Origin of the sequence: Herbaspirillum sp. CAH-3, assembly GCF_009668275.1 — a bacterium.
Taxonomy (GTDB): domain Bacteria; phylum Pseudomonadota; class Gammaproteobacteria; order Burkholderiales; family Burkholderiaceae_D; genus Herbaspirillum; species Herbaspirillum aquaticum.
Map to the genome: position 1 here is coordinate 168,820 of NZ_VSWE01000010.1, position 25,433 is coordinate 194,252.

At 64.4% G+C, this 25,433-nt stretch carries 19 protein-coding genes and 1 tRNA gene; 6 read left to right on the forward strand and 14 right to left on the reverse strand.

Translation table 11 applies throughout. The features are described from left to right. Nucleotides 1-37 precede the first annotated feature (37 nt). The 5 genes from lptB to FYB76_RS14700 are packed head-to-tail and all read right to left on the reverse strand — an operon-like array spanning nucleotide 38 to nucleotide 3,661. Nucleotides 38-787: an LPS export ABC transporter ATP-binding protein gene (gene lptB / locus FYB76_RS14680; RefSeq protein WP_088756092.1), complete on the reverse strand. Its 750-nt coding sequence runs from the start codon at nucleotides 785-787 to the stop codon at nucleotides 38-40. Beyond that, a complete protein-coding gene (gene lptA, locus FYB76_RS14685; protein WP_088756093.1) occupies nucleotides 784-1,422 on the reverse strand; it encodes a lipopolysaccharide transport periplasmic protein LptA in 639 nt (212 codons plus the stop codon). The genes lptB and lptA overlap by 4 nt, the downstream gene beginning before the upstream one ends. Before the next feature lie 51 nt (nucleotides 1,423-1,473). Continuing rightward, the gene (gene lptC / locus FYB76_RS14690) at nucleotides 1,474-2,082 is read right to left on the reverse strand and encodes an LPS export ABC transporter periplasmic protein LptC (protein ID WP_154134116.1); all 609 of its coding nucleotides are present in this window, start codon (nucleotides 2,080-2,082) and stop codon (nucleotides 1,474-1,476) included. Then, entirely contained in the window at nucleotides 2,079-2,633 is a 555-nt protein-coding gene (locus tag FYB76_RS14695; RefSeq protein ID WP_154134117.1) for an HAD family hydrolase, read from the reverse strand. Before FYB76_RS14695 ends, lptC begins: the two co-directional genes overlap by 4 nt. After that, nucleotides 2,633-3,661 (reverse strand): SIS domain-containing protein, encoded by a 1,029-nt coding sequence (locus tag FYB76_RS14700; RefSeq protein WP_154134118.1) that lies wholly within the window; start codon nucleotides 3,659-3,661, stop codon nucleotides 2,633-2,635. Before FYB76_RS14700 ends, FYB76_RS14695 begins: the two co-directional genes overlap by 1 nt. A gap of 361 nt (nucleotides 3,662-4,022) precedes the next feature. On the opposite strand from FYB76_RS14700, the gene FYB76_RS14705 reads away from it, so the two are divergent. Next, on the forward strand, nucleotides 4,023-6,014 hold the full coding sequence (locus FYB76_RS14705) for a cation:proton antiporter (protein WP_154134119.1): 1,992 nt from the start codon (nucleotides 4,023-4,025) through the stop codon (nucleotides 6,012-6,014). A 250-nt stretch (nucleotides 6,015-6,264) separates the two neighbouring features. Then, on the forward strand, nucleotides 6,265-7,896 hold the full coding sequence (locus FYB76_RS14710; protein WP_154134120.1) for a methyl-accepting chemotaxis protein: 1,632 nt from the start codon (nucleotides 6,265-6,267) through the stop codon (nucleotides 7,894-7,896). Nucleotides 7,897-8,024: 128 nt separating this feature from the next. Here FYB76_RS14710 and FYB76_RS14715 read toward each other — a convergent pair whose 3' ends face one another. The 3 genes from FYB76_RS14715 to FYB76_RS14725 form a co-directional block, all read right to left on the reverse strand. Continuing rightward, nucleotides 8,025-8,792, reverse strand: a complete 768-nt coding sequence (locus FYB76_RS14715) for a phytanoyl-CoA dioxygenase family protein (RefSeq protein WP_088756099.1) — start codon at nucleotides 8,790-8,792, stop codon at nucleotides 8,025-8,027. 163 nt (nucleotides 8,793-8,955) lie between these two features. Further along, a complete protein-coding gene (gene uvrA, locus FYB76_RS14720; protein WP_145607307.1) occupies nucleotides 8,956-11,823 on the reverse strand; it encodes an excinuclease ABC subunit UvrA in 2,868 nt (955 codons plus the stop codon). Between the two features lie 326 nt (nucleotides 11,824-12,149). Further along, complete coding sequence (locus FYB76_RS14725; protein WP_154134121.1) at nucleotides 12,150-13,904, reverse strand: glycosyltransferase family 39 protein; 1,755 nt, start codon at nucleotides 13,902-13,904, stop codon at nucleotides 12,150-12,152. 573 nt (nucleotides 13,905-14,477) lie between these two features. Here FYB76_RS14725 and FYB76_RS14730 point away from each other — a divergent pair. Both FYB76_RS14730 and ssb read left to right on the forward strand, forming a co-directional pair. Then, nucleotides 14,478-15,674 carry an MFS transporter gene (locus FYB76_RS14730; RefSeq protein ID WP_370516353.1) on the forward strand — a complete coding sequence of 399 codons (1,197 nt, stop codon included), beginning with the start codon at nucleotides 14,478-14,480 and terminating at the stop codon, nucleotides 15,672-15,674. Between the two features lie 18 nt (nucleotides 15,675-15,692). After that, nucleotides 15,693-16,220 carry a single-stranded DNA-binding protein gene (gene ssb, locus FYB76_RS14735; RefSeq protein ID WP_154134123.1) on the forward strand — a complete coding sequence of 176 codons (528 nt, stop codon included), beginning with the start codon at nucleotides 15,693-15,695 and terminating at the stop codon, nucleotides 16,218-16,220. A gap of 78 nt (nucleotides 16,221-16,298) precedes the next feature. On the opposite strand, the gene FYB76_RS14740 is transcribed toward ssb, so the two are convergent. The 3 genes from FYB76_RS14740 to FYB76_RS14750 form a co-directional block, all read right to left on the reverse strand. Further along, the gene (locus tag FYB76_RS14740) at nucleotides 16,299-17,450 is read right to left on the reverse strand and encodes a branched-chain amino acid ABC transporter substrate-binding protein (RefSeq protein WP_229296974.1); all 1,152 of its coding nucleotides are present in this window, start codon (nucleotides 17,448-17,450) and stop codon (nucleotides 16,299-16,301) included. 125 nt (nucleotides 17,451-17,575) lie between these two features. Beyond that, the gene (locus tag FYB76_RS14745; RefSeq protein WP_154134124.1) at nucleotides 17,576-18,664 is read right to left on the reverse strand and encodes an ATP-binding protein; all 1,089 of its coding nucleotides are present in this window, start codon (nucleotides 18,662-18,664) and stop codon (nucleotides 17,576-17,578) included. 23 nt (nucleotides 18,665-18,687) lie between these two features. Then, entirely contained in the window at nucleotides 18,688-19,428 is a 741-nt protein-coding gene (locus FYB76_RS14750) for a response regulator (RefSeq protein WP_154134125.1), read from the reverse strand. A 170-nt stretch (nucleotides 19,429-19,598) separates the two neighbouring features. Between FYB76_RS14750 and FYB76_RS14755 the strand changes: the two genes are divergently transcribed. Together FYB76_RS14755 and FYB76_RS14760 are read left to right on the forward strand one after the other, a co-directional pair. Further along, a complete protein-coding gene (locus tag FYB76_RS14755; RefSeq protein WP_154134126.1) occupies nucleotides 19,599-22,709 on the forward strand; it encodes a multidrug efflux RND transporter permease subunit in 3,111 nt (1,036 codons plus the stop codon). Next, nucleotides 22,709-22,978: a hypothetical protein gene (locus tag FYB76_RS14760; protein ID WP_154134127.1), complete on the forward strand. Its 270-nt coding sequence runs from the start codon at nucleotides 22,709-22,711 to the stop codon at nucleotides 22,976-22,978. The genes FYB76_RS14755 and FYB76_RS14760 overlap by 1 nt, the downstream gene beginning before the upstream one ends. A 44-nt stretch (nucleotides 22,979-23,022) precedes the next feature. On the opposite strand, the gene FYB76_RS14765 is transcribed toward FYB76_RS14760, so the two are convergent. From FYB76_RS14765 to FYB76_RS14775, 3 genes are all read right to left on the reverse strand, one after another. After that, nucleotides 23,023-23,328 carry a hypothetical protein gene (locus FYB76_RS14765; RefSeq protein ID WP_154134128.1) on the reverse strand — a complete coding sequence of 102 codons (306 nt, stop codon included), beginning with the start codon at nucleotides 23,326-23,328 and terminating at the stop codon, nucleotides 23,023-23,025. Between the two features lie 206 nt (nucleotides 23,329-23,534). After that, nucleotides 23,535-23,611, reverse strand: a tRNA-Arg gene (locus FYB76_RS14770). Nucleotides 23,612-23,693: 82 nt separating this feature from the next. After that, nucleotides 23,694-25,322 (reverse strand): glucan biosynthesis protein, encoded by a 1,629-nt coding sequence (locus FYB76_RS14775; RefSeq protein WP_154134129.1) that lies wholly within the window; start codon nucleotides 25,320-25,322, stop codon nucleotides 23,694-23,696. Between the last annotated feature and the right edge of the window lie 111 nt (nucleotides 25,323-25,433).

Sequence of the window (25,433 nt, forward strand, 5' to 3'; positions counted from 1 at the left end):
TTGCACTGCCTGTCGTTGCGTAAAGTAAGTTGCCTGCTTACATGCGGAAGTGTTCGCCCAGGTACACGCGGCGCACCGATTCGTTGGCGATGATCTCTTCCGGATTGCCGCTGGCCAGCACCGTGCCCTGGTTGATGATGTAGGCGCGGTCGCAGATGCCCAGCGTCTCGCGCACATTGTGGTCGGTGATGAGCACGCCGATGCCGCGTTCCTTCAGGAAGCGCACGATGCGCTGGATCTCGATCACGGCAATCGGGTCGATACCGGCAAAGGGTTCATCGAGCAGCACGAAGCGCGGATCGGTGGCCAGTGCGCGGGCGATTTCGACACGGCGACGCTCGCCGCCCGAGAGCGACAGCGCCTGGCTATCGCGCAGCTTTTCGATCTGCAGTTCGTGCAGCAGGTTGTTGAGGCGGCCTTCGATTTCATCGCGCGAGAGCGGCTTGCCGTCTTCCTGGCGCAGCTCGAGCACGGCACGGATATTGTCTTCCACCGTCAGCTTGCGGAACACTGAGGCTTCCTGCGGCAGGTAAGACAAGCCCATGGTGGCGCGCTTGTGGATGGGCATGCGCGAAATGGATGCGCCATCCAGGTCGATCTCGCCGCCATCGGAGGGCACCAGGCCCACGATCATGTAGAACGAGGTGGTCTTGCCGGCACCATTGGGGCCAAGCAGGCCGACCACTTCGCCGCTGCGCACTTCCATCGAGACATCGCGCACCACCTGGCGCGCGCCATAACTTTTCTTCAGGCCGCGAACGACCAGCGAGCTGGCTGCCATCGTCATTGGCCCTTTCCGTTGTCGCGACGCGGGGCAGGCTGCGCGGCGTTGTTCTTGCCGGACGGCTGGGCCGCCGGGGTGGCCGGTGCGGTGCTGCCAGCCGGCGGCGGATTCTTGGGCTGGATCACGGCGGTGATGCGGCCCGCGCCGGGCTTGCTCTCGCCGCTGGCGGTATTGTTCACGGAGTAGAACTCCGCACGGCTGTCGTAGGAGATGAATTCACCGTTGACTTCATCGGTGATGCGATCACCATCCATGCGCTGGATGTGCGCGCGCTGGAACAGTTTGGAGACTTCGGTCTGTTCCGAATATTCGATCCGCTCGGCCTGGCCTTCGATCCACAGGTTGGGACCGCCGTCGCGCTTCTGGCGGAAGTTGGCCAGCGACCCGGGAGCCGCGTACAGCACGGCGTTTTCATAACCGTACTGGTCGGTCGTCAATACCACCCGGCCGGCCTTGATGATGAGCGTACCGCGCGTCATGACCACGTTGCCGGTGAAGGTCTTCACCTGGCGCACATCGTCATACACCATCTGGTCTGCCTCGATGTTGGTGGGCTTGGTGGAGTCCGCCTTCTCGGCGTTGGCCACGCCGCACACGGCAGCCAGCATCAGCATGGGCAGAAAGAGTGAGCGTTTCATTGGTTTCCTGTCTGGTCGGTTCTTGGCGTTCTTGTCCCGGTCGCTACCGGGTTATCGTTTCTTCGGGGTCGGCTCGTAATAGCCGCGTACATTGCCGAACAGCTGCACCACCTGGGTGGCGTTGTTGGCCACCATGCCCACGCCGTTCAGGCGCGTGGTGCCCATGGTCATGGCCACCGGCTTGTCGGTCTTGACGATTTCATCGTCGGGCAACAGCAGCAGGTATTCCGATACCAGGTGCATCTGCTCGCGCCCCTTGTAGGGCGCGCGTATCGCGTTGGCGTTGCCGTACATGTGGATCTGGGTCTGGTCGTCCGTCACGCGTGCGGTATCGGAGTAGAGCTCCATGGGCGCCTGGGCCTGGTCCAGGTTGTGCACGACCGGCTTGGTGATCTCGAAGGAATCATCCGTGGGGAAGTGCACCATCTTCCTGCCCGAGACGTCATAGCGCGGCAGGCCGGTGGGGCCCATCCTCACGTAGCTGAAGTTTTCCAGGTAGTAGTCGGGCTTGCCGCGCGGACGCTGCACCGGCTGCTTGTCGCCCGCTGCGCGCATGGCCTGCATCACCCAGAAACTGCCCAGCGCTGCGCCGATCAGGATCGCCAGGATCACCGCCACGCGGATGCGCTCGGCCTTGCGTGCCCCGCTGTGCCCGCTCATGCCAGGTACGGCGCCAGCGCCGCCTCGTAGTTGCCTTGCGCGGCCAGGACCAGGTCGCAGATTTCTCGCACGGCGCCATTGCCGCCGGTGGCCTGGGTGACGTAGTCGCTGCGCGACTTCACTTCACGATGGCCGTTGGCCACGCAGGCCTTGAAGGCCACGCGGGTCAGGACCGGCAGGTCGATGATGTCATCCCCCAGGTAGCCGCAATCCTGCGGACCCAGCTGCACCTGCTGCAGCAATTGCTCGAAAGCCTGGCGCTTGTCGTGGATGCCCTGGAAGACATGGGCGATGCCCAGGTCGCGCGCCCGGCGCAGTACGAAGGGCGACTGGCGCGCAGTGATGATGGCGGCGGCCGTACCGTACTGCTGCATCATCTTGATGCCGTGGCCATCGAGGGCGTTGAAGCGCTTGAAGGCTTCACCCTCATCACCATAGAACAGGCCGCCATCGGTGAGCACGCCGTCCACATCGAAGATCATCAGGCGCACCTGCGCCGCCTTGGCGAGCGCGGCGGCGGGCAGGGTGCTGGCGAAGGCTGGCGCATTCATCAGATCACCTTGGCACGCGTGAGATCGTGGATGTGCAGCGCGCCCGTGAGCACGCCGGCCGCATCGGTGACCAGCAACTGGTTGATGCGGAATTGTTCCATCAATTGCACCGCATCCACTGCCAGCTGGTCCTGGTTGACGGTCTGCGGATTGGCATGCATCACGTCTGCAATGCAGAACTTGGCGAAGTCCTGGCCACGCTCCAGCAGGCGGCGCAGGTCGCCATCGGTAAAGACGCCGACCGGGCGGAATTGCTCATCCACCACGGCGGTCATGGCCATGCCCTTGCGGGTGATCTCCATGAGCGCGGCCGACAGGGACACATCCGGACGCACGGCAGGAATGGCCTCGCCACTGCGCATGACATCGCGTACGTGGGTCAGCAGGCGGCGGCCCAGGGCGCCCCCGGGATGCGAGCGGGCAAAATCTTCCTCGACGAATCCGCGTGCGTCCAGCAGCGACACCGCCAGCGCATCGCCCATGGCCAGCGCGGCCGTGGTGCTGGCGGTAGGCGCCAGGTTGAGGGTACAGGCTTCCTGGGCCACGCCCACGTTGAGGTGCACGGCCGCAAGCTGCGCCAGGCTGGACTGGTCATTGCCGGTCATGGCAATGATCACTGCGCCCATGCGCTTGATGATGGGGACGATGGCCAGCAGCTCGGCCGTTTCGCCGGAATTGGAAATGGCGATGAAGACATCGCGCGCGGTCACCATGCCCAGGTCGCCATGGGCGGCTTCAGCCGGATGCATGAACAGCGACGGGGTGCCGGTAGAGGCCAGGGTTGCAGCCATCTTGCGGCCGATGTGGCCGGATTTGCCGATCCCGGAAACCACCGCTCGCCCCTCGCACTGCAGCAAGACCTCTACGGCCTGGGCCAGGGGTTCGGCGCTGTCGTCGCGCAGGCGGTTTTTCAGGGCCAGGATGGCATCAGCTTCGATCTGCAGGGTCTGGCGTGCCAGTTCGATGGCACGGCGGGCAGCCCCGGCCGAAAAAGATGCAGGCGTGGTTTTGTCATCGGTTACACTCATAACCGAAGTATAAACGAATTAGCAAAGCAAAAAACTTGCCAGATGTAAGGGAATGCTGCCGGATTTGATGTGAAGTGCAGCTTTGCGTCGCGCCGCAGCGCCGCAGCCACGGGGGATTCCGGCCTGCACCAAGGTCGGGCGCGGCATCGCAACAGACGGGGAAAGCCCACGATCGTAGTGAATAACTCTGCTGTTGTTGCGCCACAGGTATGAATTCTACGGCGATCAAGCCCGCCGCTGCCCGAGGTTTTCCTTCACGTTCAATGCTGGCTGCATGAACTGCCTCTTGCTGGTGCGTTGCCAATTCATTCACATCGAACCCCGCCGAGCCCGGCGGCTTTTGACAAGAAACTCGACAGCAATGTTTTCCGGACTGGAACTGACCCTTTTCCTTCTGGCCGCCGCAGTGCTCGGCGTGGTCGCCTTCCGCATGATGCAGTTGCCGCCCATGCTGGGCTACCTGGTGGTGGGCATCATCATCGGCCCGCACGGCCTGGCCTTCGCCGAAGACAACGAAACCACCCATGCGCTGGCCGAATTCGGCGTGGTCTTCCTGATGTTCTCCATCGGGCTGGAGTTTTCGCTCTCCAAGCTCTCGGCCATGCGCCACATCGTCTTCGGCCTGGGCGTGGCGCAAGTGGCCGCCACCATTGCCACGACCATGGTGGTGGCCTGGGGCGCGGCCATGGTGCTGCCGCAGTTCGTCAACGTGACCTGGCAGGCCGCCTTCGCGCTGGGCGGGGCGCTCACCATGTCGTCCACGGCCATCGTCTCCAAGCTGCTCACCGAACGGCTGGAGCTGGAGACCGAACACGGCCGCCGCATTCTCGGCGTGCTGCTGTTCCAGGATCTGGCGCTGGTGCCGCTGCTGATCGTGGTGCCGGCGCTGGCCAACCCGTCGGGCAACATCATGGTCACGCTGGGCTGGGCGGTGGGCAAGGCGCTGGTGGTGCTGGCCCTGCTGCTGTTCTTTGGCAGCAAGCTCATGCGCGGCTGGTTCCGCATCGTGGTCAAGCGGCGGTCGCAGGAACTGTTCATGCTGAACCTGCTGCTCATCACCCTGGGCGCAGCCTGGATCACCGAGAAGGCCGGGCTGTCGCTGGCCCTGGGCGCCTTCATCGCCGGCATGCTCATTTCCGAGACCGAGTTCAAGCACCAGGTGGAAGAAGACATCAAGTCCTTCCGCGATGTGCTGCTGGGCCTGTTCTTCATCACCATCGGCATGCTGCTCAATGTGCGCACGCTGGTGGATCACTGGTTCCTGGTACTGCTCCTGCTGACCGGGCCGGTATTGCTCAAGTTTGCCCTCATCGCCGGACTGGCGCGCCTGTTCGGCTCCACCACCGGTGTGGCGCTGCGCGTGGGCCTGGGCCTGGCGCAGGCCGGGGAATTCGGCTTCGTGCTGCTGAGCCAGGCCGGTGGCCTCAAACTGGTCGATCCCATGCTGATCCAGGTGATCCTGGCCGCGATGGTGCTGTCGATGCTGGCCACGCCCTTCATCCTGGCCAAGTCCGATGCCATCGTCATGAAGCTTTCTGCCAATGAGTGGATGCTGCAGTCGCTGGCCCTGACGCAGCTGGCCACGCGCACCATGGGTGTGCAGAAGCATGTGATCATCGCCGGCTTCGGCCGCAGCGGCCAGAGCCTGGCGCGCCTGCTGGAAGAGGAGGGCATCGCCTATCACGCCCTGGAGATGGATCCGGAGCTGGTGCAGGACGCCCGCAACGGTGGCGCCAGCGTGTCCTACGGCGATGCGGCGCGGCGCGAGAGCCTGGTGGCCGCCGGTATCCATCGCGCGGCGGCGCTGGTGGTGACCTATGCCAGTACGCCTTCGGCCCTGAAGGTCCTGCATCACGCCCACGAACTGGAACCCGAGCTGCCCGTCATCGTGCGCAGCCACGATGATGCCGACCTGGAAAAACTGCTGGCCGCCGGCGCTACCGAGGTCGTGCCGGAAGCCCTGGAAGGCAGCCTCATGCTGGCTTCGCACGCACTGGTGATGTTGGGTGTACCGCTGCGGCGGGTGGTGCACCGCGTGCAGGACGCTCGCGACGAACGCTATGCTTCGCTGCGCGGTTATTTCCACGGCATGTCGGACGCCGAGGCCGATGGCGTGGGCATGAACGTGCGCCTGCAATCGGTGACCCTCATCGGCGGCGCCAGTGCGGTTGGCCACACCCTGGCAGAAATCGACCTGCCGACGCAGTGTGGCGCTGAAGTCACCATGTTGCGACGCGGCAAGCAACGCCTGGAATCGGCCCAAGATACGGTGCTGATGACGGGCGACATCGTGGTGCTGCGCGGAAGTTCAGAGAGCATCCTGCGCGCCGAAAAGCGCTTGCTCAGCAAGTAGACGGAGCGTGCCGCTGGCAGCCGATGCGCAGCGGCTCGTGAAGCAAACTTCAGCACGTCTGCTCATCATCCCAGGCCTCCAAAAATAAATCTTCACTTGGCGCATCCCGCACCTGTTCCCCTGGTACGAGAAATGCTAGTGTTTCCGGGCGGCAGCGGCGTGGCCTCATCGGCGCGCCGGACGCATCAGGACTACGGGTCCACACAATGGATCCGTTGTAGAGAAAACAAAAGTGAAGTCCGGGAGGAACATGTTCAGCAAATTAACCATCAGGGCTCGCCTGATTTTCGTCATCGGCTTTTTGGCGTTGCTGCTGGTCGCCTCAGGTGTCTTGGGACTGGTGGGCCTGCGTTCGACCAATGCGCAGATGCGCTCGCTCTATGAAGATCGCCTGGTGGCCTTCTCCCAGCTCGAACGCATGTCGGCGGCGCTCGATGCCGCGCGCAATGGCATCTCCACGTCCATCGTGGGAGACTCCGGCGACATCGACGCCAACATGGACCGCATCGAAAAAGCCATCAAGGCCAACGATGCCGTCCTCAAGCAATACCAGGAGACCCAGCTCACCAGCGAGGAGCGAGCGCTGCTGGACAAGCTCGTGCCGCAGCGCCAGAAGTTTGTCGCCGAGGGCATCAAGCCTGCGGCCGAAGCCCTGCGTAATCGTGACTTCCAGGGCGCCATCGAGCTGTATGGCGGCGTCATGCTCAAGCTCTATGCGGATGCCCATGCCACGCTGGCCCAGCTGATGGACTTGCAGCGCAATGTCGGCCGTGAGCTGCATGAGCAGGCGCAGCAGCGTTACCAGACCTTGCTGGTAGTGATGGGCGTGGCCATGGCGGCGGGCCTGTTCGTGGCATTGTTGATGGGTGTGCTGCTGGTGCGGGCGATCTCGCGTCCCTTGCAGCGAGCCGTGACGGTGGCGCAAGCGGTGGCCGCCGGCGATCTCACCCAGCAGATCGACGTGCACAGCCAGGATGAAACCGGCCAGCTGATGCAGGCGCTGCGGCAGATGAATGAAAACCTGCAGGGCATCGTCGGCCAGGTGCGCCTGAGCACGGACACCATTGCCACGGCCTCCAGCGAGATCGCGCATGGCAACCTCGATCTCTCCTCGCGTACTGAACAGCAGGCCGGCGCACTCGAAGAAACCGCCTCCGCCATGGAACAGCTGACCTCCACCGTGCGCCACAACGCCGACAGCGCGCAGCAAGCCAAGGAGCTGGCGCATTCCGCTTCCGAAGTGGCGGTGCGTGGAGGCGATGTGGTGCGCCAGGTGGTCGACACCATGAGTTCCATCAACCAGTCCTCCAGCAAGATCGTCGACATCATCAGCGTCATCGATGGCATCGCCTTCCAGACCAACATCCTGGCCCTGAATGCCGCCGTGGAAGCGGCGCGCGCCGGGGAGCAGGGGCGCGGGTTTGCGGTGGTGGCCTCCGAGGTGCGTTCGCTGGCCCAGCGTTCGGCGGCAGCGGCCAAGGAGATCAAGGTCCTGATCGATGACTCGGTCGCCCGCGTGGGGACCGGCAGCGCCCTGGTGGCACAGGCCGGACAAACCATCGATGAAGTGGTCAGGAGCGTGCAGCGCGTAAGCGAAGTGGTCACCGACATCAGCGCGGCCGGGCAGGAGCAGAGCCAGGGCATCGAGGAAGTCAACAACGCCATCACGCAGATGGATGAAACCACGCAGCAGAACGCCGCGTTGGTGGAGCAGGCCGCTGCCGCTGCGCAATCCATGCAGGAACAGGCGGCGCGCCTGTCGGAGGCGGTCAGTGTCTTCCGACTCGGTGGTGGCAGCGTGGCCGGGATACCGGTCGCTCAGAGCATGGCCGCTCCTGCCACTCCTTCCTTGCCGGCCAAGGGCAGCCTGCTGCTGCGCTGATCCGGCCCGGCCTGTCCGCTACGGCTTTGCTGCAGCGGACAGTTCACCGGAACAGTCGCCCGACTGTTCCGGCCCAGTGCCCTGAACCTTACCGGTGCACCGCTAGTTGATCGACCAGTACGGTCGGCTCAACTGTCCAGGGCCACATCCTCCGACGCCGCCGACCGCGTGCCCGGCAAGGGCGGGTTGCTTTTGCCGTGATAGGCGAACACTGCCGAACACTTCACCTGGTCACTATCGTTACGGCCAGCGGCATGGAACAGGCCGCTATGGAACAGCACCACATCGCCCGGCGCCAGCGACAGCGCAATGCCCTGCTCGAACAGGGCCTGGTTGGCGGGCACGTCCGGACGCAGGAAATCGAGTTCGTCCATCTGTTGCGGCTGCAGCTTGAGCTTGTGCGAACCGGGGATGAACTTGAGTGCGCCGTTTTCCGGCGTTTCCGCGCCCAGCGCCAGCCACACCGAAATCAGCTCATTGCGCGGGAAGGACCAGTAGCGGATGTCGCGGTGCCAGCCGGTGGCCGTGCCGAAGGCCGGGTGTTTGGTCATGATGCAGTTGTGATGGGCCAGCGTGAGGCACACCGGTTCTTCGAACAGCTGGTGCAGCATGGCCACCAGTTGCGCATCGGCGGCCCATTCGCGATACACCGGATCGCGCTGCCAGGCTGCACGCAGGCGCCGCGCCGTGCGGCCTCCTTCGGCTTCCAGCGAAGCGGGGGCGCCTTCATAGCCGACCTCGGCTTCGTATTCCAGGGGCGCGACCGCGCGTTGCAGGTGATCTTGGGTAACGGCGAGCAGGCGTTCGCGCAGGGCGTCAGGGACCATGCCCGGGAGCAGGAGATAGCCCTGTTCGCGGAAGAAAGCGACCTGGGCGGGTGACAGCGGGTTCGACATGATGGACTTTCGGGGTTGCACGGCAGCGCGTCCATGGCGGACGGGCGAGCCTTCATTGTGCGCCGGATGGCGGCCAGGTGCATGACTGTATGCCATGGCCGGCGCAGCGCAAGATACAGATGGGCAGCAATTCTGTATCGTTTGCGCGTGCGCAAGTCCGGACTTATTTTTCTTGCTTCGACTTCTTCTTCAGCAGCGGACCCAGGTACTTGCCGGTGACGCTGGCCGGATTCTTGGCCACGTCCTCAGGCGTGCCCGCGGCGACGATGCGGCCACCGCCGGCACCGCCTTCGGGACCGAGGTCGATGATCCAGTCGGCGGTCTTGATGACGTCCAGGTTGTGCTCGATGATGGTCACCGTATTGCCCTGGTCGCGCAGGCGATGGATCACCTTGAGCAGCAGGTCGATATCGTGGAAGTGCAGGCCGGTGGTCGGCTCATCGAGGATGTAGAGCGTGCGGCCGGTATCGCGCTTGGACAATTCCAGCGACAGCTTCACGCGCTGCGCTTCGCCGCCCGAGAGGGTGGTGGCGCTCTGGCCCAGCTTGATGTAGCCCAGGCCTACATCGAGCAGGGTCTGCAGCTTGCGCGCGATCAGCGGCACGGGTTTGAAGAACTCGTGCGCGTCTTCCACCGTCATGTCCAGGATCTCGGTGATGTTCTTGCCCTTGTACTGCACTTCCAGCGTTTCGCGGTTGTAGCGCTTGCCGTGGCAGACATCGCAAGGCACATACACGTCCGGCAGGAAGTGCATTTCCACCTTGATGACGCCATCGCCCTGGCAGGCCTCGCAGCGGCCGCCCTTGACGTTGAAGGAGAAGCGCCCGGCGCTGTAGCCTCGTTCCTTGGCCATGGGCACGGTGGCGAACAGGTCACGGATCGGCGTGAACAGGCCCGTGTAGGTGGCCGGGTTGGAGCGCGGCGTGCGGCCGATCGGAGCCTGGTCCACGGCGATCACCTTGTCGAAGTGTTCCAGTCCGCCGATGGCTTCGTGCTCGGCCGGTTCGGTTTGCGAACCGTACAGGTGGCGTGCCGCCGACAGGTACAGCGTGTCGTTGACCAGGGTCGACTTGCCCGAACCGGAGACGCCGGTCACGCAGGTCAGCAGGCCCACCGGCAGTTCCAGGTCCACATTCTTGAGGTTGTTGCCGGTGGCGCCGGTGATGGTCAGCATGCGCGATTCATCGCAGGGCGTGCGCTTCTTGGGCACGGCGATTTCCAGCGAGCCGTTCAAGTACTTGGCGGTCAGCGACTTCTTGTTCTTGAGGATGTCCGGCAACGAACCATGGGCGATCACGTCGCCGCCATGCACGCCCGCGCCAATGCCCATGTCGACCACGTAGTCGGCGGTGCGGATGGCGTCTTCATCGTGTTCCACCACCAGCACGGTGTTGCCGATGTCGCGCAGGTGCTTCAGGGTATCGATCAGGCGGTCGTTGTCGCGCTGGTGCAGGCCGATGGAGGGTTCGTCCAGCACATACATCACGCCGGTCAGGCCCGAGCCGATCTGCGAAGCCAGGCGGATGCGCTGGGCTTCGCCGCCCGAGAGCGTATCGGCGCTGCGTTCCAGCGAGAGATAGTCCAGGCCGACGTTGTTGAGGAAGGTCAGGCGCGAGACGATTTCCTTGATGATGCGGTCAGCGATTTCCTTCTTGGCGCCGGTCAGCTTCAAGGTCTCGAAAAAGGACAGGGTCTCGCGCAGCGGCGTGGCAGCGACTTCGTAGATGGCACGCTGCTGCTTGCCGCTGCCGACCTTCACATAGCGCGCTTCCACCCGCAGGCGGGCGCCGTGGCAGGACGGACACTGCTTTTCGTTGATGAACTTGGCCAGCTCTTCCTTGACCGCCATCGAATCGGTTTCGCGATAGCGGCGCTGCAGGTTGTTGACCACGCCTTCGAAGGTGTGCTCCTTGACCACCGTGCGGCCACGCTCGTTGACATAGGCAAACGGAATGGTCTGGCGGCCGGAGCCGTAGAGCACCGCTTGCTGGGCCTTGTCGTCGAGCTGCTCGAAAGGCACATCGAGGTCGAAGCCGTAGTAGGCGGCGATGCTGGTCAACATCTGGAAGTAGAACTGGTTGCGGCGATCCCAGCCCTTGATCGCGCCCGAGGCCAGCGACAGGTTGGGGAAGGCTACGATGCGCTTGGGGTCGAAGAATTCGATGTGGCCCAGGCCATCGCATTCCGGGCAGGCGCCCATCGGGTTGTTGAAGGAGAACAGGCGCGGCTCCAGTTCCTGCAGCGAATAGCCGCAGATGGGGCAGGCGAACTTGTTGGAATACAGGTGTTCCTTGCCGCTGTCCATTTCCAGCGCAATGGCGCGGCCATCGGCCAGGCGCAGCGCGGTCTCGAAGCTCTCGGCCAGACGCTGCTTGATCTCGGCCTTGACCTTCACGCGGTCGATGACGACGTCGATGGTGTGCTTCTCGGTCTTCTTCAGCTTGGGCAGGTCATCGACTTCATACACCTTGGCCGTCCCGGTGCCGCTCTGGATGCGGAAGCGCACGAAGCCCTGGGCCTGCATCTCCTCGAACAGGTCGGCATGTTCGCCCTTGCGGTTGGCTACCACGGGCGCCATGATCATCAGCTTGGTGTCTTCCGGCAGCGCCAGCACGGCATCGACCATCTGCGAGACCGATTGCGCCTCCAGGGGATGCTCGGGGTGGTCCGGGCAATAAGGCGTACCGACGCGGGCGTACAGCAGGCGCAGGTAGTCGTGGATCTCGGTGACGGTACCGACGGTGGAGCGCGGGTTGTGCGACGTCGCCTTCTGCTCGATCGAGATGGCCGGGGACAGGCCCTCGATCATGTCGACATCGGGCTTTTCCATCAGCTGCAGGAACTGGCGTGCGTAGGCCGACAGCGACTCCACATAGCGGCGCTGGCCTTCGGCATACAAGGTATCGAAGGCCAGCGACGACTTGCCCGAACCGGACAGGCCAGTGATGACGATGAGCTTGTTGCGGGGGAGGTCTAGGTTGATATTCTTGAGATTGTGCGTGCGTGCGCCGCGAATGCGAATTTCTTCCATGGATGCCTTCAGCTAGGGGTTGCCTGCCCCCGCGTGCGATCAGCCGATAAGCGATAGCGCGTTGTGCGGAGCAGCGATGGGGACAACATGTAACTATAACAGGACTGCGAATGGCCGGCAGGCGGGGCTGCAGCGGCAGATCACCCATGTGGGCATGCCTGCGCGAATTGAAAGCGCGACAGTGGAAAAAGGCTTGCCGGTGCAGCGCAAATGCCGCAGGAAATCGACGCTACAGGCATCCTGAAGTGAAGTTTCCGGCGCGAACGGGCAAGAAAAAGCCGGCCCGGGGCCGGCATGGATGTTCTTGATGGATTGGCAATGCGTCTTCAGGGGGCGCGCTGGTAGACCTTGAACAACTGCCCCTGGTCGCCATCGCGGCGGCCCTCCCAGAACAGGACCCAGTGGCCGTGCGGACGCCTGGTGGCTTCGGGCATCTCCTGGATCAGCCAGCGGCAGCGGGTGCGGGCGTGTCCCACCACGGGCTGGTGCAGGATCCCGGTGTAGTAGAACAGCATCGGCGCCTCAGACTCGCCCAGCGCCTGGCTGGCCATGCAGTCGCCCTCCTGCCAGAGCGGCGCTATCCTGGCGTTGAGGTCGGTGTAGACATATTCATAGCTCTTGCCGTAGTCGGCCCAGGGCATCAGCAAGGTGAAGGCCAGGCCCCACATCAGGGTCATGCCGCCGAACCAGGAAAAGACGCCGCGCCACTGGCCCGCGCGACTGAGCAGGCCCAGCGAGACGATCCACAGCGCGCTCATGGCGCCGGCCGCCAGCAAGGCCAAGGGGTAGACGGGGGTGACGAAGTCCAGCGGCAGCCATTTGCCCATGAAGCTGATGGCCTGGTGCTGGTCGGCCGGGCTGGTGGAAACGAGGTAGATGGCCCAGATCCCCACGGCCAGGGTGCCGAAGAGCAGGCGCGACAACCAGTCCCATACCAGGTGGAGCCGCTGCGGCAGGCGGGGCAGGGCGCGCGCCCCCAGCATGGCCAGCGGCAGCAGGACCGGCAGCAGGTAGAGCTGGCGCGCGGTGGCCGAGCTTTGCAGCACCGCCAGGCTGATGGCGCCGAAGGCCAGCGGCACGGCCACGCGCGAGGTACCGGCCTGGCGCCAGTCGCCGGAGCTCAGTGCCAGCAGCGCCAGGAGGGAAACGGGCAGGGCGAAACCGGCCAGTGCCCGCAGGATCACGGTATGGTCGTTGTCCGACCCCAGTTTCTGGACGGAGAAGCCGAAGAAGCGGCCGACGTTGTTATCCCAGAACCACTCCATGAACAGCGGCATCGAATGCTGGGCCAGCAGCGCTGGCCAGATCACGAAAAAGGGCAGCGAAACCAGCACGGCTGCGCCGACCATCTTCCAATAGGAGCGCCGCCGGCAGGCCGGGACCAGGATGCCGACGGCCAGGGCGGTGGCGGCGAAGGTCAGCGGTACGAAAAGTCCCTTGCTCATGAGCGTGATGCCGACCCCCAGCCCGAACCAGAAGGCGGCCTTCCAGGAGGGCGTATTGCGTTCCTCATTCAAGGCGATGAGCAGCAGGCCGTAGGTCGCCATGGCGCCGCCGGCCACCAGGGCCACGTCGGTGAACATGTCGTGGGCGTGCTTGACCATGCCCGGCGATCCGGCAAACAGCGCCAGGGTAGCCAGTACCGGCAGGCTCATGAGGCTGTGCTGCTGCCACATGATCTTGGCGATGCGGGCTACGAAGACCGGCGTCACCAGGTTGTAGAACACGGAGGCCAGGCGCGCCCCGTCGTGATAGGGCAAGAGCGGGTGCAACAGCTTGGCCGTGATCACCGCCGTCCAGTAGTACAGCGGCGGCTTTTCCATGAAGGGTTGGCCGGCATTGGTTGGCACCAGGTAGTGGCCCGACACCAGCATGTGATGGATCATGCCGAAGGAATACGTTTCGTCCTGCTTCCACGGGCCGTGGCCGAAGATGCCGGGCAGCAGCCATGCCGCCCCCACCAGGACCAGCAACAGCCAGGCCAGGCGCGGCGAGAGCGCGCGCTTGCCCGGGGTCGCTGGCGAGTGCGCAGGAATGAGGGTGCTCGTCTTGCCTTCAGAGAGCGAATCGAATAAGTACATGGTGAATAACCGGATGCGAGCAATCCATGCTGCTCGCGCAACAAACAAAAAACTGAAAACCGGGAAGACAGGGAATGCACGTGCGTCAACGGCTGGCACCGTGATCAGTGCTGGCCGGCTTCTTCGCCATCCTCTGCGTCCTGGTCTTCTCCCCCCTGACGCGTGATTGCCTTCTTTTTCTTGGCGAAATTATTGCCTCACGGAATTCTTCCTTGGACGGAAGCTGGGCGGCTGTTATGAGCACTGCAGAAAAAATGAGCAATGCAATATTTTGGCACAATGTGTGTGCAAAATGACAGGTTTGTCAGGAATGTTGTAAAGAATCGCGTCATTCTCGCTACGCCGGCGGCGGGCCAGCAGCGCAAGGAAGTTGACGCAGGACAGGGAAGTGCGTCAATCCCGCAGGATGGGACCGTGCGGGGTGGACCGGCGCTGCCGGTCGGCCGGACTATCCTGTTACCATACGTCTTTTGCCCCGGCCGGGTTTCCCGCGAGGCCGGGCAGCCGCCAACGCCAGCCACGAACCGTATGTCCCACAACACCCGTTCCACCGCACAGCCTGAAAAATCCGGCATGTCGCGCGCCGAGGTGCGCGCCAGCGTTTCCCTTGCCTCCATTTTTTCCCTGCGCATGCTGGGCCTGTTCCTGGTCTTGCCGGTGTTCGCAGTCCATGCGCACAGCCTGCCCGGCGGCGACAGCGACACCCTGGTCGGCATCGCCCTGGGCATCTACGGCCTGGCGCAGGCCTGCGGCCAGATTCCCTACGGCATCGCTTCCGACCGCTACGGACGCAAGCGCATCATCGTCATCGGGCTGCTGCTGTTTGCGCTGGGTTCCTTCGTGGCAGCCGGCGCCCAGAGCGTGCTGTGGCTGCTGATCGGACGCGCACTGCAGGGCTCGGGTGCGATTTCGGCGGCCATCACGGCCTTCATCGCCGATTCCACCCGGGAGGAACACCGCACCAAGGCCATGGCCATGGTCGGTGCCTCCATCGGGGTGACCTTTGCGGTCTCGATGGTGGCTTCGCCGCTGCTCTACAAGTCCATCGGCATGGGCGGCATCTTCGGCCTGACGGGCATCCTGTCGCTGATCGCCATCGCGGTGGTGGTGTGGGTGGTTCCGGCCGCACCGATGGTGCAGGCGCGCCGGGTGTCGCTCTCCGAGGTGTTGCGCCATGCTGAATTGCTGCGGCTCAATTTTGGCGTGTTCACGCTGCACCTGACCCAGGTCGCCATGTTCATGGTGGTGCCGGCGGCCCTGGTGCAACTGGCCGGCATCCCGCTGGGGGAGCACTGGAAGATCTACCTGCCGGTGGTTCTGGCGTCCTTCGTGCTGATGCTGCCGCCGATCTTCGTGGCAGAGAAATATGGCCGCATGAAACCGGTCTTCCTCGGGGCCATCGGGCTCATGCTGCTGGTGCAACTGGGCTTCTGGGCGGTGCTCTCGCATCCGCTGGCGCAGGTGTGGATGCTGGTGGCGCTGCTGTTCCTGTTCTTCGTCGCCTTCAACATCCTGGAGGCGGCCCAGCCTTCGCTGGTGTCGCGCATTGCGCCGCCGGCTGCCAAGGGCGCGGCGCTGGGTGTCTACAACACCTTGCAGGCGCTGGGATTGTCCTGTGGCGGCGCCTTCGGGGGCTGGCTCAAACAAAATGTGGGGAATTCCGCTGTGTTTCTCTTGTCAGCCGTCCTCACGCTGACCTGGCTTATAATCGCGGCTAACATGAAAAACCTGCCGCGCCGCGCTGCGCAGGCGGCGGGTGCAACAGCCTAAACGTATTCAGGAGAAACAATGGCATCGGTCAACAAAGTCATCATCGTCGGCAATCTCGGGCGCGATCCGGAAACCCGCTACATGCCCAACGGCGAAGCCGTCACCAACATCGCCGTCGCCACGACCGAAAGCTGGAAGGACAAGAACACCGGCGAAAAGAAGGAGCTCACCGAATGGCACCGCATCACCTTCTACCGCAAGCTCGCTGAAATCGCCGGCCAGTACCTGAAGAAAGGTTCGCAGATCTACGTCGAAGGTCGCCTGCAGACCCGCAAGTGGCAGGACAAGGAAGGCGTGGAGCGCTACACCACCGAAATCATCGCTGACACCATGCAGATGCTGGGCGGCCGCCAAGGCGCCGGCGGCGGTGGCGGCGGCATGGATGAAGGCGGCTACGGTGGCGGCGGCGGTGGCGGCAGCTACGGCGGCGGTGCCCCGCGCCAGAGCGCCGGTGGTGGTGCAGCAGGAGGCGGCGCCCCGCGCCAGCAGCCGGCCCAGCGCCCGGCACCGAACTTCTCGGACATGGACGACGATATCCCCTTCTGATCCGCCAGCCCCTGCCGTACCAAAGGGAGAAAAGGCCCGTTCTGCATGGAACGGGCCTTTTTCATGGGCGCATCGTATTCACAGGCATTTCTCGTTCTGTCCCGCCCCTGGTGGAAACACCCCCGCCGGCCGCCATTGCCCCTTGTTCTGGTACTGATACAGCCGGAAGCGCGGCGCCGCATTGGCGCCGCCGGCAGCAAAACTGATCGGCCCGCTCAGCCCCGCATGGCGTATCTGGCGCAAGCTGGCCGCAATCTTTTCGCCGTCGGTCGAGTCGCTTTGCAGGATGGCGGCGATCAGTACGCTGGCCGCGTCATAGGCGTAGTAGGAGTAGGGACTGGGCGGGGCGTCGTAGCGCCGCACATAGGCTTGGGTGAAGGCCTTCCAGCGAGGACACTGCTCACGCGCCAGTTCGTATTCCAGCACGTAGGCCTGCGGCATCTCGGCCTGGCCGAAGGACAGGCTGCTGGCTCCGCCAACCAGCAAGACTTTGGCGTCCAGTCCTGAGCGTCGGACTTCCTCCACAAAGGCCGCCGCCTGGGGAAACAGCGCCAGGAACACCAGCACATCGGCCTGATACTGGCTGGCTGCCTTGATCGTGGCATTGAAGTCGGTGCTGCGCCGGCCGACCAGGTAGCGCGTGGCCGTCAGCCCGGGCCGGTTGACCAGGCGCGAGGTCAGTTCGTCGGTGAGCGCATTGCTGTAGGCCGAATCATTGTGGACCACGAAAACGCGCTTGCCCTTCAAGGTATTGGTCACCACCTCGGCCATCGTGGCTCCCACTTCGGTGGTGCCACCCACGACGCGGAACGGCATGCGGTTGCCCTGGCTGGTCCACTGGCTGGTGCCGGCCGTAAAGCTGATCTGCGGGATGCGTGCCGCCTCGTACAGCTCGGCCGTGGCCATGGCGGCATCACTGCTCCAGGGGCCGAGCACGCCAGTGACTTTTTCCTTGATGAAGTAACGGGCGACATTGACGCCGAAATTGGCCGTCCCCTGGTCATCTTGGGCCAGCAAGCGGAAACGCCATGAAGATTTCTTCCTGGCGGCCAGGGCGTTGGCATCCTCCACCGCCAGCTCGGCCCCATGCCAGGCACTCTGCACAATAGGTTGCGTGATCCAGGCGCTCAGGCCCAGTGTGACGGTCCGCGTTTCTTCCGCGTGCGATAAGGTATGAAAGTTCAGCAAGAACGCGATGGCCAGCGCCATCGCTGTATCGAGTCGCCGCATCCTGCCCCCCTTGGCCTTGCCGGCCTTGTCATGTTGTATGTGGCCCCAGGGCCTGTTCCCTTTCAATCGCACTCGCAGATTGAATGGGAACAAGCACTAGTATGAAGAAAATAGCACATCCGGCTTCAACCGGGCCAGCGCAACTCGAAACAGCTGCCGCCCATTCCCGAGGGCTGGCATTGGACCGTGCCATGATGCGCACTGGCAATGGCCCGCACCACGGCCAATCCCAGCCCGCTGCCCTTGGCCGCCGCCTCCCCGGTATGCGGGCCGCGCTGGAACGCCTCGAAGATGCGCTGCGCATCGGCCGCCGCCAGGCCGGGCCCGCTGTCTTCCACCCGCAGGCACTGCTGGCCGTCGCGCTGCATGGTCGCGATGCGCAAGGGGCCGGGCGTGGCGTGTTGCAGGGCGTTTTCCAGCAGGGCCAGCAAGGCCTGGCGGATGCGGATCGGATCGCACACCGAGACCTGCGCGGCCAGTGCCAGGGTCACCGTAAAGCCTTTTTCCTGCAGCGCCGATTCGCAGGCCTTGAGTACCGTCATGACCTCCTTGCGCAGATCGGTCTGCTGCAACTGGATGCGCAAGTGGCCGCTCTCGGCCAGTCCCACGATGCGCAAGTCCTCGATCAAGCGGCCCAATCCCTCCACTTGCACCAGCAGGCTGGCAAAGAGCGCCGGGTCGGGCTGGAACACGCCATCGGCCAGGCCCTGCAAACGTCCGCGCAAGATGGTCACCGGCGTGCGCAGCTCGTGGGCAATCGCGGCGTTCCAGAAGACGCGTTCCTGCTGCACCCGCTCCAGCCGTTCGGCCATGGCATTGAAGTCGCTGATGAGTTGCGAGGCCTCATCCAGCGGCTGCCGCTCTGCCGCCGCGCGCGCGGCCAGGTCGCCCTGCGCCACGCGGCGCAGGCTGGTGGCCACCGAATTCAAGGGCGTGAGGATGCGCCGTGATAGCCGGATCGCGACCCACACCGCGATGGCCACGCCGATGAGCGTGGTCACCACGATCCAGCCCCATTCGGCGGGCGAGGGCAGCCAGCTGTCCGGCGCGGAGAGTGCCGTGGGCAGGAAGATGAAGAGGGTCGAATAAAACGCGTAGGACCCCAGCAGCACCATCAGCATGATGGTCAGCGCCAGGATGGCGACGGAGCTGATGATCTGGCGCGCCAGTCCCTTGCCGCGCCAGAGGGTCAGGAGATCGATGCCGGGTTTCATTGGGAGATACCAGGTTGGCGCACTCAGCCGCCCTGCTGGAAGCGGTAGCCGACCCCGCGGATGCTCACCGGGATACCGGCCAGTCCGAGGTCTTCCAGCTTCTTGCGCAGCTTGCTGACGTGGCTGTCGACGGTACGTTCCAGGGTGTCGCCCTCGGGCAGGCAAGTGGCCAGCAGTTCGGCACGGCTGAACACCCGTCGCGGTGAGCGCGCCAATTGCGCCAGCAGCTTGAATTCGGTCAGGGTCAGCACCAGGGTGTGGCTCACGCCATCGATCTCAGCAACCGCCTCATGCTGTTCGAAATCGATCACCAAGGGCGGCACGCGCAGGATGCGGCGGTCCTCGCGCTCCTCGCGCGGCAGGCTGCGGCGCAGTACCGCTTCCACGCGCGCGACCACTTCGGCCGGGTTGAACGGTTTGACCACGTAGTCATCGGCACCGATGCGCAGGCCCGTGAGCTTGTCCACGTCCTGGTCCAGCGCGGTGAGCAGGATGACCGGCGTGTTGTCGCGCTGGCGGATCTGCGCCAGCACCTGCCAGCCATTGACCTGCGGCATCTGGATATCGAGCAGCACCAGGTCCGGCTTGAGCGAGAGATGCAGCTCCAGTGCCCGCGCGCCATCGACCGCGTGCACGCTGCGCATGCCGCTGCGGGCCAGGTAGGCGGCCAGGATCTCGGCGATCTCGGGTGCGTCCTCGGCGATGAGGATCAGCGCGCCCGTGGCCGGTGCGGCCTCGCTGGCTTTCACTTGGGTTGCCGCCATTCTTGCCTCCTCCATCAAAACTCCATCGTTGTATCGCGCAAACCTCACGCGCATGGCCCAGACTCCGCCTTCGCTCGCGATTGTACTGTCGGGCAGCCCGCGCGGCAAAAATGCCGGGGGGCGACCGACAGGTGCTGTCCTTCGCGTGTTTCCCCCGATGGAGTTCCTGCATGCCCCGCTTCTTTATCGACCGCCCCATCTTTGCCTGGGTGGTCGCGCTGTTCATCGTGCTCTTCGGCGTCATCGCCATGAGCCAGTTGCCCATTGCCCGCTATCCCTCCGTGGCCCCGCCCAGCGTGACGATCAATGCCACCTATCCGGGCGCCACGCCGCAGACCATGAACGACGGCGTCATCAGCCTGATCGAGCGCGAGCTGTCGGGCGTGAAGAACCTGCTCTATTTCGAATCCTCGGCCGATACCTCGGGCAGCGCCCAGATCACCGTGACCTTCAAGCCTGGTACCGATCCGGAACTGGCCCAGGTCGACGTACAGAACAAGCTCAAGGCCATCGAAGCGCGCCTGCCGCAAACGGTGCGCCAGAACGGGGTGACCGTGGAGTCGGCGGCCTCGGGTTTCCTGCTCATGGTCAGCCTGACCTCGGTGGACGGTAGCCATGATGAAATCCGCCTCAACGATTACCTGGCCCGCAACATCGTCGAAGAGCTGCGCCGCGTCGACGGCGTAGGCCGCGTGCAACTGTTCGGTGCCGAGCAGGCGATGCGGATCTGGATCGATCCCTTCAAGCTCAATGCCTACGGATTGACCGTGACAGATATCAGTACAGCGATCAGCCAGCAGAACGCACAGATCGCTCCCGGACGCCTGGGCGATACGCCAACTGTACCGGGCCAGCAGATCGCAGTTCCCCTGACAGTACAAGGACAGTTGCAGTCGCCGGACCAGTTCGCTTCCATCGTGCTCAAGGCCAAGTCCGATGGTTCGCGCGTACTTCTGGGTGATGTAGCCCGGGTCGAACTGGGTGCGCAATCTTATGTCTTCTCCAACCGTGAAGACGGCAAGCCTGCGGGCGTGGCCGCCGTACAGCTCTCGCCCGGCGCCAACGCGGTACGCACGGCCGCGGCGATCCAGGCGCGCATGGAAGAGCTGCGCCCCAGCCTGCCGCAGGGCATGCAGTTCTCGCTGCCCTACAACACCGCGCCCTTCGTCAAGATCTCCATCCAGAAAGTGGTGCAGACCCTCATCGAGGCCATGGTGCTGGTGTTCCTGGTGATGTACCTGTTCCTGCAGAACGTGCGCTATACCGTCATCCCGGCCATCGTCGCGCCCATCGCGCTGCTGGGCACGCTGGCGGTGATGCTGGTGGCCGGGTACTCGGTCAACGTGCTGACCATGTTCGGCATGGTGCTGGCCATCGGCATCATCGTCGATGACGCCATCGTGGTGGTGGAAAACGTCGAGCGCATCATGGCCGAGGAGGGGCTGGGGCCGCGCGAGGCCACCATCAAGGCGATGGGGGAGATCACCGGTGCCATCATCGGCATCACCCTGGTGCTGACCGCTGTCTTCATCCCCATGGCGCTGGCCGGGGGATCGGTGGGCGTGATTTATCGGCAGTTCTCGCTGGCCATGGCGGTATCGATCCTGTTCTCGGCGTTCCTGGCGCTGAGCCTGACACCGGCCCTCTGCGCCACGCTGTTGAAACCGGTCGCTCCCGGCCATCACGACAAGCGCGGCTTCTTCGGTGCCTTCAATCGTGCCTTTGCGGGCCTGACGCGCCGCTACGAATCGCTGCTGGGCCGCGTGATCGCGCGCGGGCTGCGCATGATGCTGCTCTATGGGGCGCTGTCACTGTTGCTGGTGCTGGGTTGGCGGGCGCTGCCCTCGGCTTTCCTGCCGGAAGAAGACCAGGGCTATTTCATGACCAGCTTCCAGCTGCCGGCCGATGCCACCACCGAGCGCACGGCGCGCGCGGTGGATCAGTTCGAGCGCTATCTGAAAACGCGCGAGGATATCGGCGCCAACCTGTCGGTGCTGGGTTTCGGTTTCTCCGGTTCCGGTCCCAATGCGGCAATGGCCTTCACCGAACTGAAGGATTGGAAAGAGCGCAAGGCGTCCACCGCAGCGATCGAGGCCCAGCATGCGCAGGCGGCCATGGAGAACGGCGTGGACGGTATGGTGATGAGCCTGCTGCCGCCGGCCATCGAGGAGCTGGGCAATTCTTCCGGCTTTGCCATGCGGCTGCAGGACCGCGCCAACCAGGGCCACGCCGCGCTCAAGGCGGCCGAAGCGCAGCTGCTGGCATTGGCCGCACACAGCCCCAAGCTGGCCGGCGTCTATTCGGACGGCCTGCCGCCGGGTGCGAGCCTGCAGCTCAATGTGGATCGCCACAAGGCGGCCGCGCTGGGCGTTTCCTTTGCCAGCATCAGCGATACGCTCTCGGCGGCCATGGGGTCTTTTTACGTCAATGATTTCCCCAATGCGGGCCGCATGCAGCAGGTCATCATTCAGGCGCAGGCGCAGTCGCGCATGCAGGTTGACGATCTGATGAAGCTGTATGTCCGCAACCAGAACGGCGGCATGGTGCCGCTCTCGGAAGTGGTGCAAGCCCAATGGCAGCTGGTGCCGACCCAATTGCAGCGCTACCAGGGCTTCCCGGCCGTGCGTATCTCCGGCAGTGCCGCGCCCGGCGTGGCCAGTGGCGATGCGATGGCCGAGATGGAGAAGCTGGCACAGCAACTGCCGCCCGGGTTTGCCGTGGCGTGGACCGGCCAGTCGCTGCAGGAACGCCTGTCGGCGGCCCAGGCACCGATGCTGATGGCCTTGTCGATGCTGGTGGTGTTCCTGGTGCTGGCGGCCTTGTATGAGAGCTGGCGCATTCCGCTGGCAGTCATGCTGGTGGTGCCATTGGGCTTGGCCGGTGCGGTGGCAGCGGTGATCCTGCGCGACATGCCCAATGACGTCTTCTTCAAGGTCGGCATGATTACCGTCATCGGGCTCTCGGCCAAGAACGCCATCCTCATCGTCGAGTTCGCGCGCCAGTTGCGGGCTGAAGGGGCGGGCCTGGTGGAGGCCTCCATCAAGGCGGCGGTGCTGCGGCTGCGGCCCATCCTCATGACTTCGCTGGCCTTTGCGCTGGGCGTGGTACCGCTGATGCTGGCCTCGGGCGCAAGCGCGGAGACGCAGCGCGCCATCGGTACGGGCGTGTTCGGCGGCATGGTCAGTGCCACGGTGCTGGCGGTGCTGTTCGTCCCCTTGTTCTTCGTCTTGGTGCTGGGTGCGGGACGTCGACGCGGCGCGCAGCGCGTGCAGGAGGCATGATGTGTCCGCGCAGTGATTTGCGGCTGTATGGCCGCCGGCTCCTCAACGACCGCGAACAGATCCACCACGCCCGGTATCGCGACTACGATATCCGCGTCATCGCAATTGAGGGGCAGCATGGCTGGGAGATGAGCCTGCGCATCTTCCACGCCGGCAAGCGCATCGTGCGCTACCGGCAGGACAGTCCTCTGTATCTCGATTTCGAACACGCCCGCATCGCCGGCATGCTGCGCGCCTACGAGATCATCGAGCGCCGGTCGGCGCCCTGACGGACAGCGTCCGGCGGATTGCCGGCGCGTTCAAGGCCTCGGCTTCACGCACCGACCGGCGGTGCGAAATCGCCATCCTTGCGAGGAGGGATGCCCACCGGTGCAGCTTGCACTGCAGGCGGACTGACCGGGTCATGCTGCTGCGTGCCGTCAGCCACCATGCTGCTTTCCTGGGCGACGGGTTGCATGTCTTCTTCGCCGATGACGGCCGGTTGGCCTGGGGCGGTGTCTGCGGGCGCTGTGCCGGCACGGCGGCGGTTGAGGTCGTCATAGCGGCGCAGTACCGGCTTGGCGGCGGCCAGCATGGCCAGCGAACCGGCGGCCAGCATGAGGAAGGACATCTTTTTCATTGCGGCTCCTGTAGGCATCGAGGGAAATCGATGGAATCAGATTCGGGGAGCCTTGATTATCCCCAGCCGAGCTGCGGGGGCCTGTCGGACGATGGCGCAACCGTGCGTCGGCCAGCCTTGGATTGTGTGGATGAGCTGCGCCATGGTGGCGGCAGCGAAAAACAAAAAAGGGCCCATCTTGCGATGGACCCTTTTTCTACTACATATGGTGCGGCTGGCAGGAATCGAACCCACGACCCCTTGGTTCGTAGCCAAGTACTCTATCCAGCTGAGCTACAGCCGCGAAAGAACGAGATTATAAGGAGCTTTTGAAAAAAGTACAAACATTTTTTCGAGGCCCTTCAAAAAATCTGTTTCCTCTCGTTTCAATACACTTCCCGGGCGGCAAACGGATGGTACTGGAACAGCCAGGTCTCGCTCAGTGCCTGGCCCTGATGGCGCAGGAACAGGCGCAGCTCGACCGGCTCCTCGCCGCTGGCCGTGAGATCGAACTGCGCGCGCCAGTGGCCGGGCACGCCGTTGGGCAGCGCTTCGGTATAGACATAGGAAATGCTGCCGCGCGAGGCCGTGATGACCGCCTCCGGCTTCACGCCGAAAGGCAGCCCCGCCAGCGCTTCTCCCTTGAACTCCACCATGAACTTGCGCACCTGCGGCGGCCTGGGCTGGCCCGGCTGGCCGCCACGTCCCAGGCGCGTGGCCATGCAGCGTGCCAGCGGGGAAGGGAAGGGCTCGTCCTGCTGCCAGTAGAGCCGGTAGCGCAGGCGATACGCACTGCCCGCGCGCGCCGGGGCCTTGGGCACCCACATGGCGACGATGTTGTCGTGGATCTCGTCATCGGTGCGCAGCTCGATGAGCTGCACTTCGCCTTCGCCCCAGTCACCCACGGGTTCTACCCAGAGGCTGGGGCGGCGCTCGTAATGCACGCCGTCCAGGTAGTGATCGAAATCGCGATCCCGCTGCAGCAGGCCGAAGCCGCGCAGGTGCTGGTCGCTGAAGGCCGATGACATGGTGCGCGGCGGATTGTTGAGCGGACGCCAGAGGTGTTCGCCCGCACCGTTCCAGATCGCCAGTCCGTCCGAGTCATGCACCTCCGGCCGCCAGTCCGCGCCGGTGCCCTTCACCGTCTCCGAGAACCAGTACATCGAGGTGGCCGGTGCCAGGCCCAGGCGCGCCACGTCGCGCCGCAGGAACAGCGACTTGTCGATCTCCATGTTGACGCCGCCGCCCTGCTTGCGCTGCATGGCGAAGCGGTAGGCGCCGGTGATGCTCGGCCCGTCGAGCAGGGCATACACCACCACCGTATCGCTGCCCGGGGCGGAGGGTTCGAAGAAGAATTGCGTGAAGTCGGGAAATTCCTCAGGCCGGTCGGCCTGGGCCACGTCGATGGCGATGCCGCGCGCCGACAGGCCGTATTGGTACAGGTCGCCAATGGCACGGAAATAGGAGGCCCCGAGGAAAGCCACCCAGTCATTGGTAAGCCAGTCCTTGGCCTTCTGGTCGGCCAGGCGGCTTTCCTGGAAGCGGAAGCCGGCGAAGCCGCTGCCTGCCGGGAGCTGGCGGGCGGGGCTGTCGGCCGGCATGTCGAAATAGTCATCGCGGTAAGACACTTCGCGCGACTGTACCGGTACAGTGCCATCGCCCTGACCAGCAAGGATGAACATCCGTACCGGTACACGGAAGAACTTGCCGAGGTGGAAGAAGGTCACCGGATACGCGCCGGGCCCTTGGGCGAAGAGGGCATCGGCGGTCTTGAAGCGGATCTTGCCGTGGGCTTCGTAGTCGATCTTGTCCAGCACCTCGGCCGGCACGGCGGGCGGCGCCTGGTAGGGGGTGCGGGCCATGTCGCGGGCGCGCGCGATGAGGCTGTCGAGGGAAAACGGCTGCGCACTGCCCAGGCGCAAGCCCTGGGCCGCCACCGCACGCGGCGCGAGGCCGAGGGCGGCCAAGGCCGAAGCGGCACTGGCGGCGGCGAGGAAATGTCGGCGGCTGGGCATGCGGTGTTCTCCTGTGAGGTGTTCCGGGCAAGACGAACTCTACAGAGTGAGGCCTGCCGTGCTTGGTTCCTGCGTAAAAAAAGCCCGCTGCACGGGCAGCGGGCTTGCGCA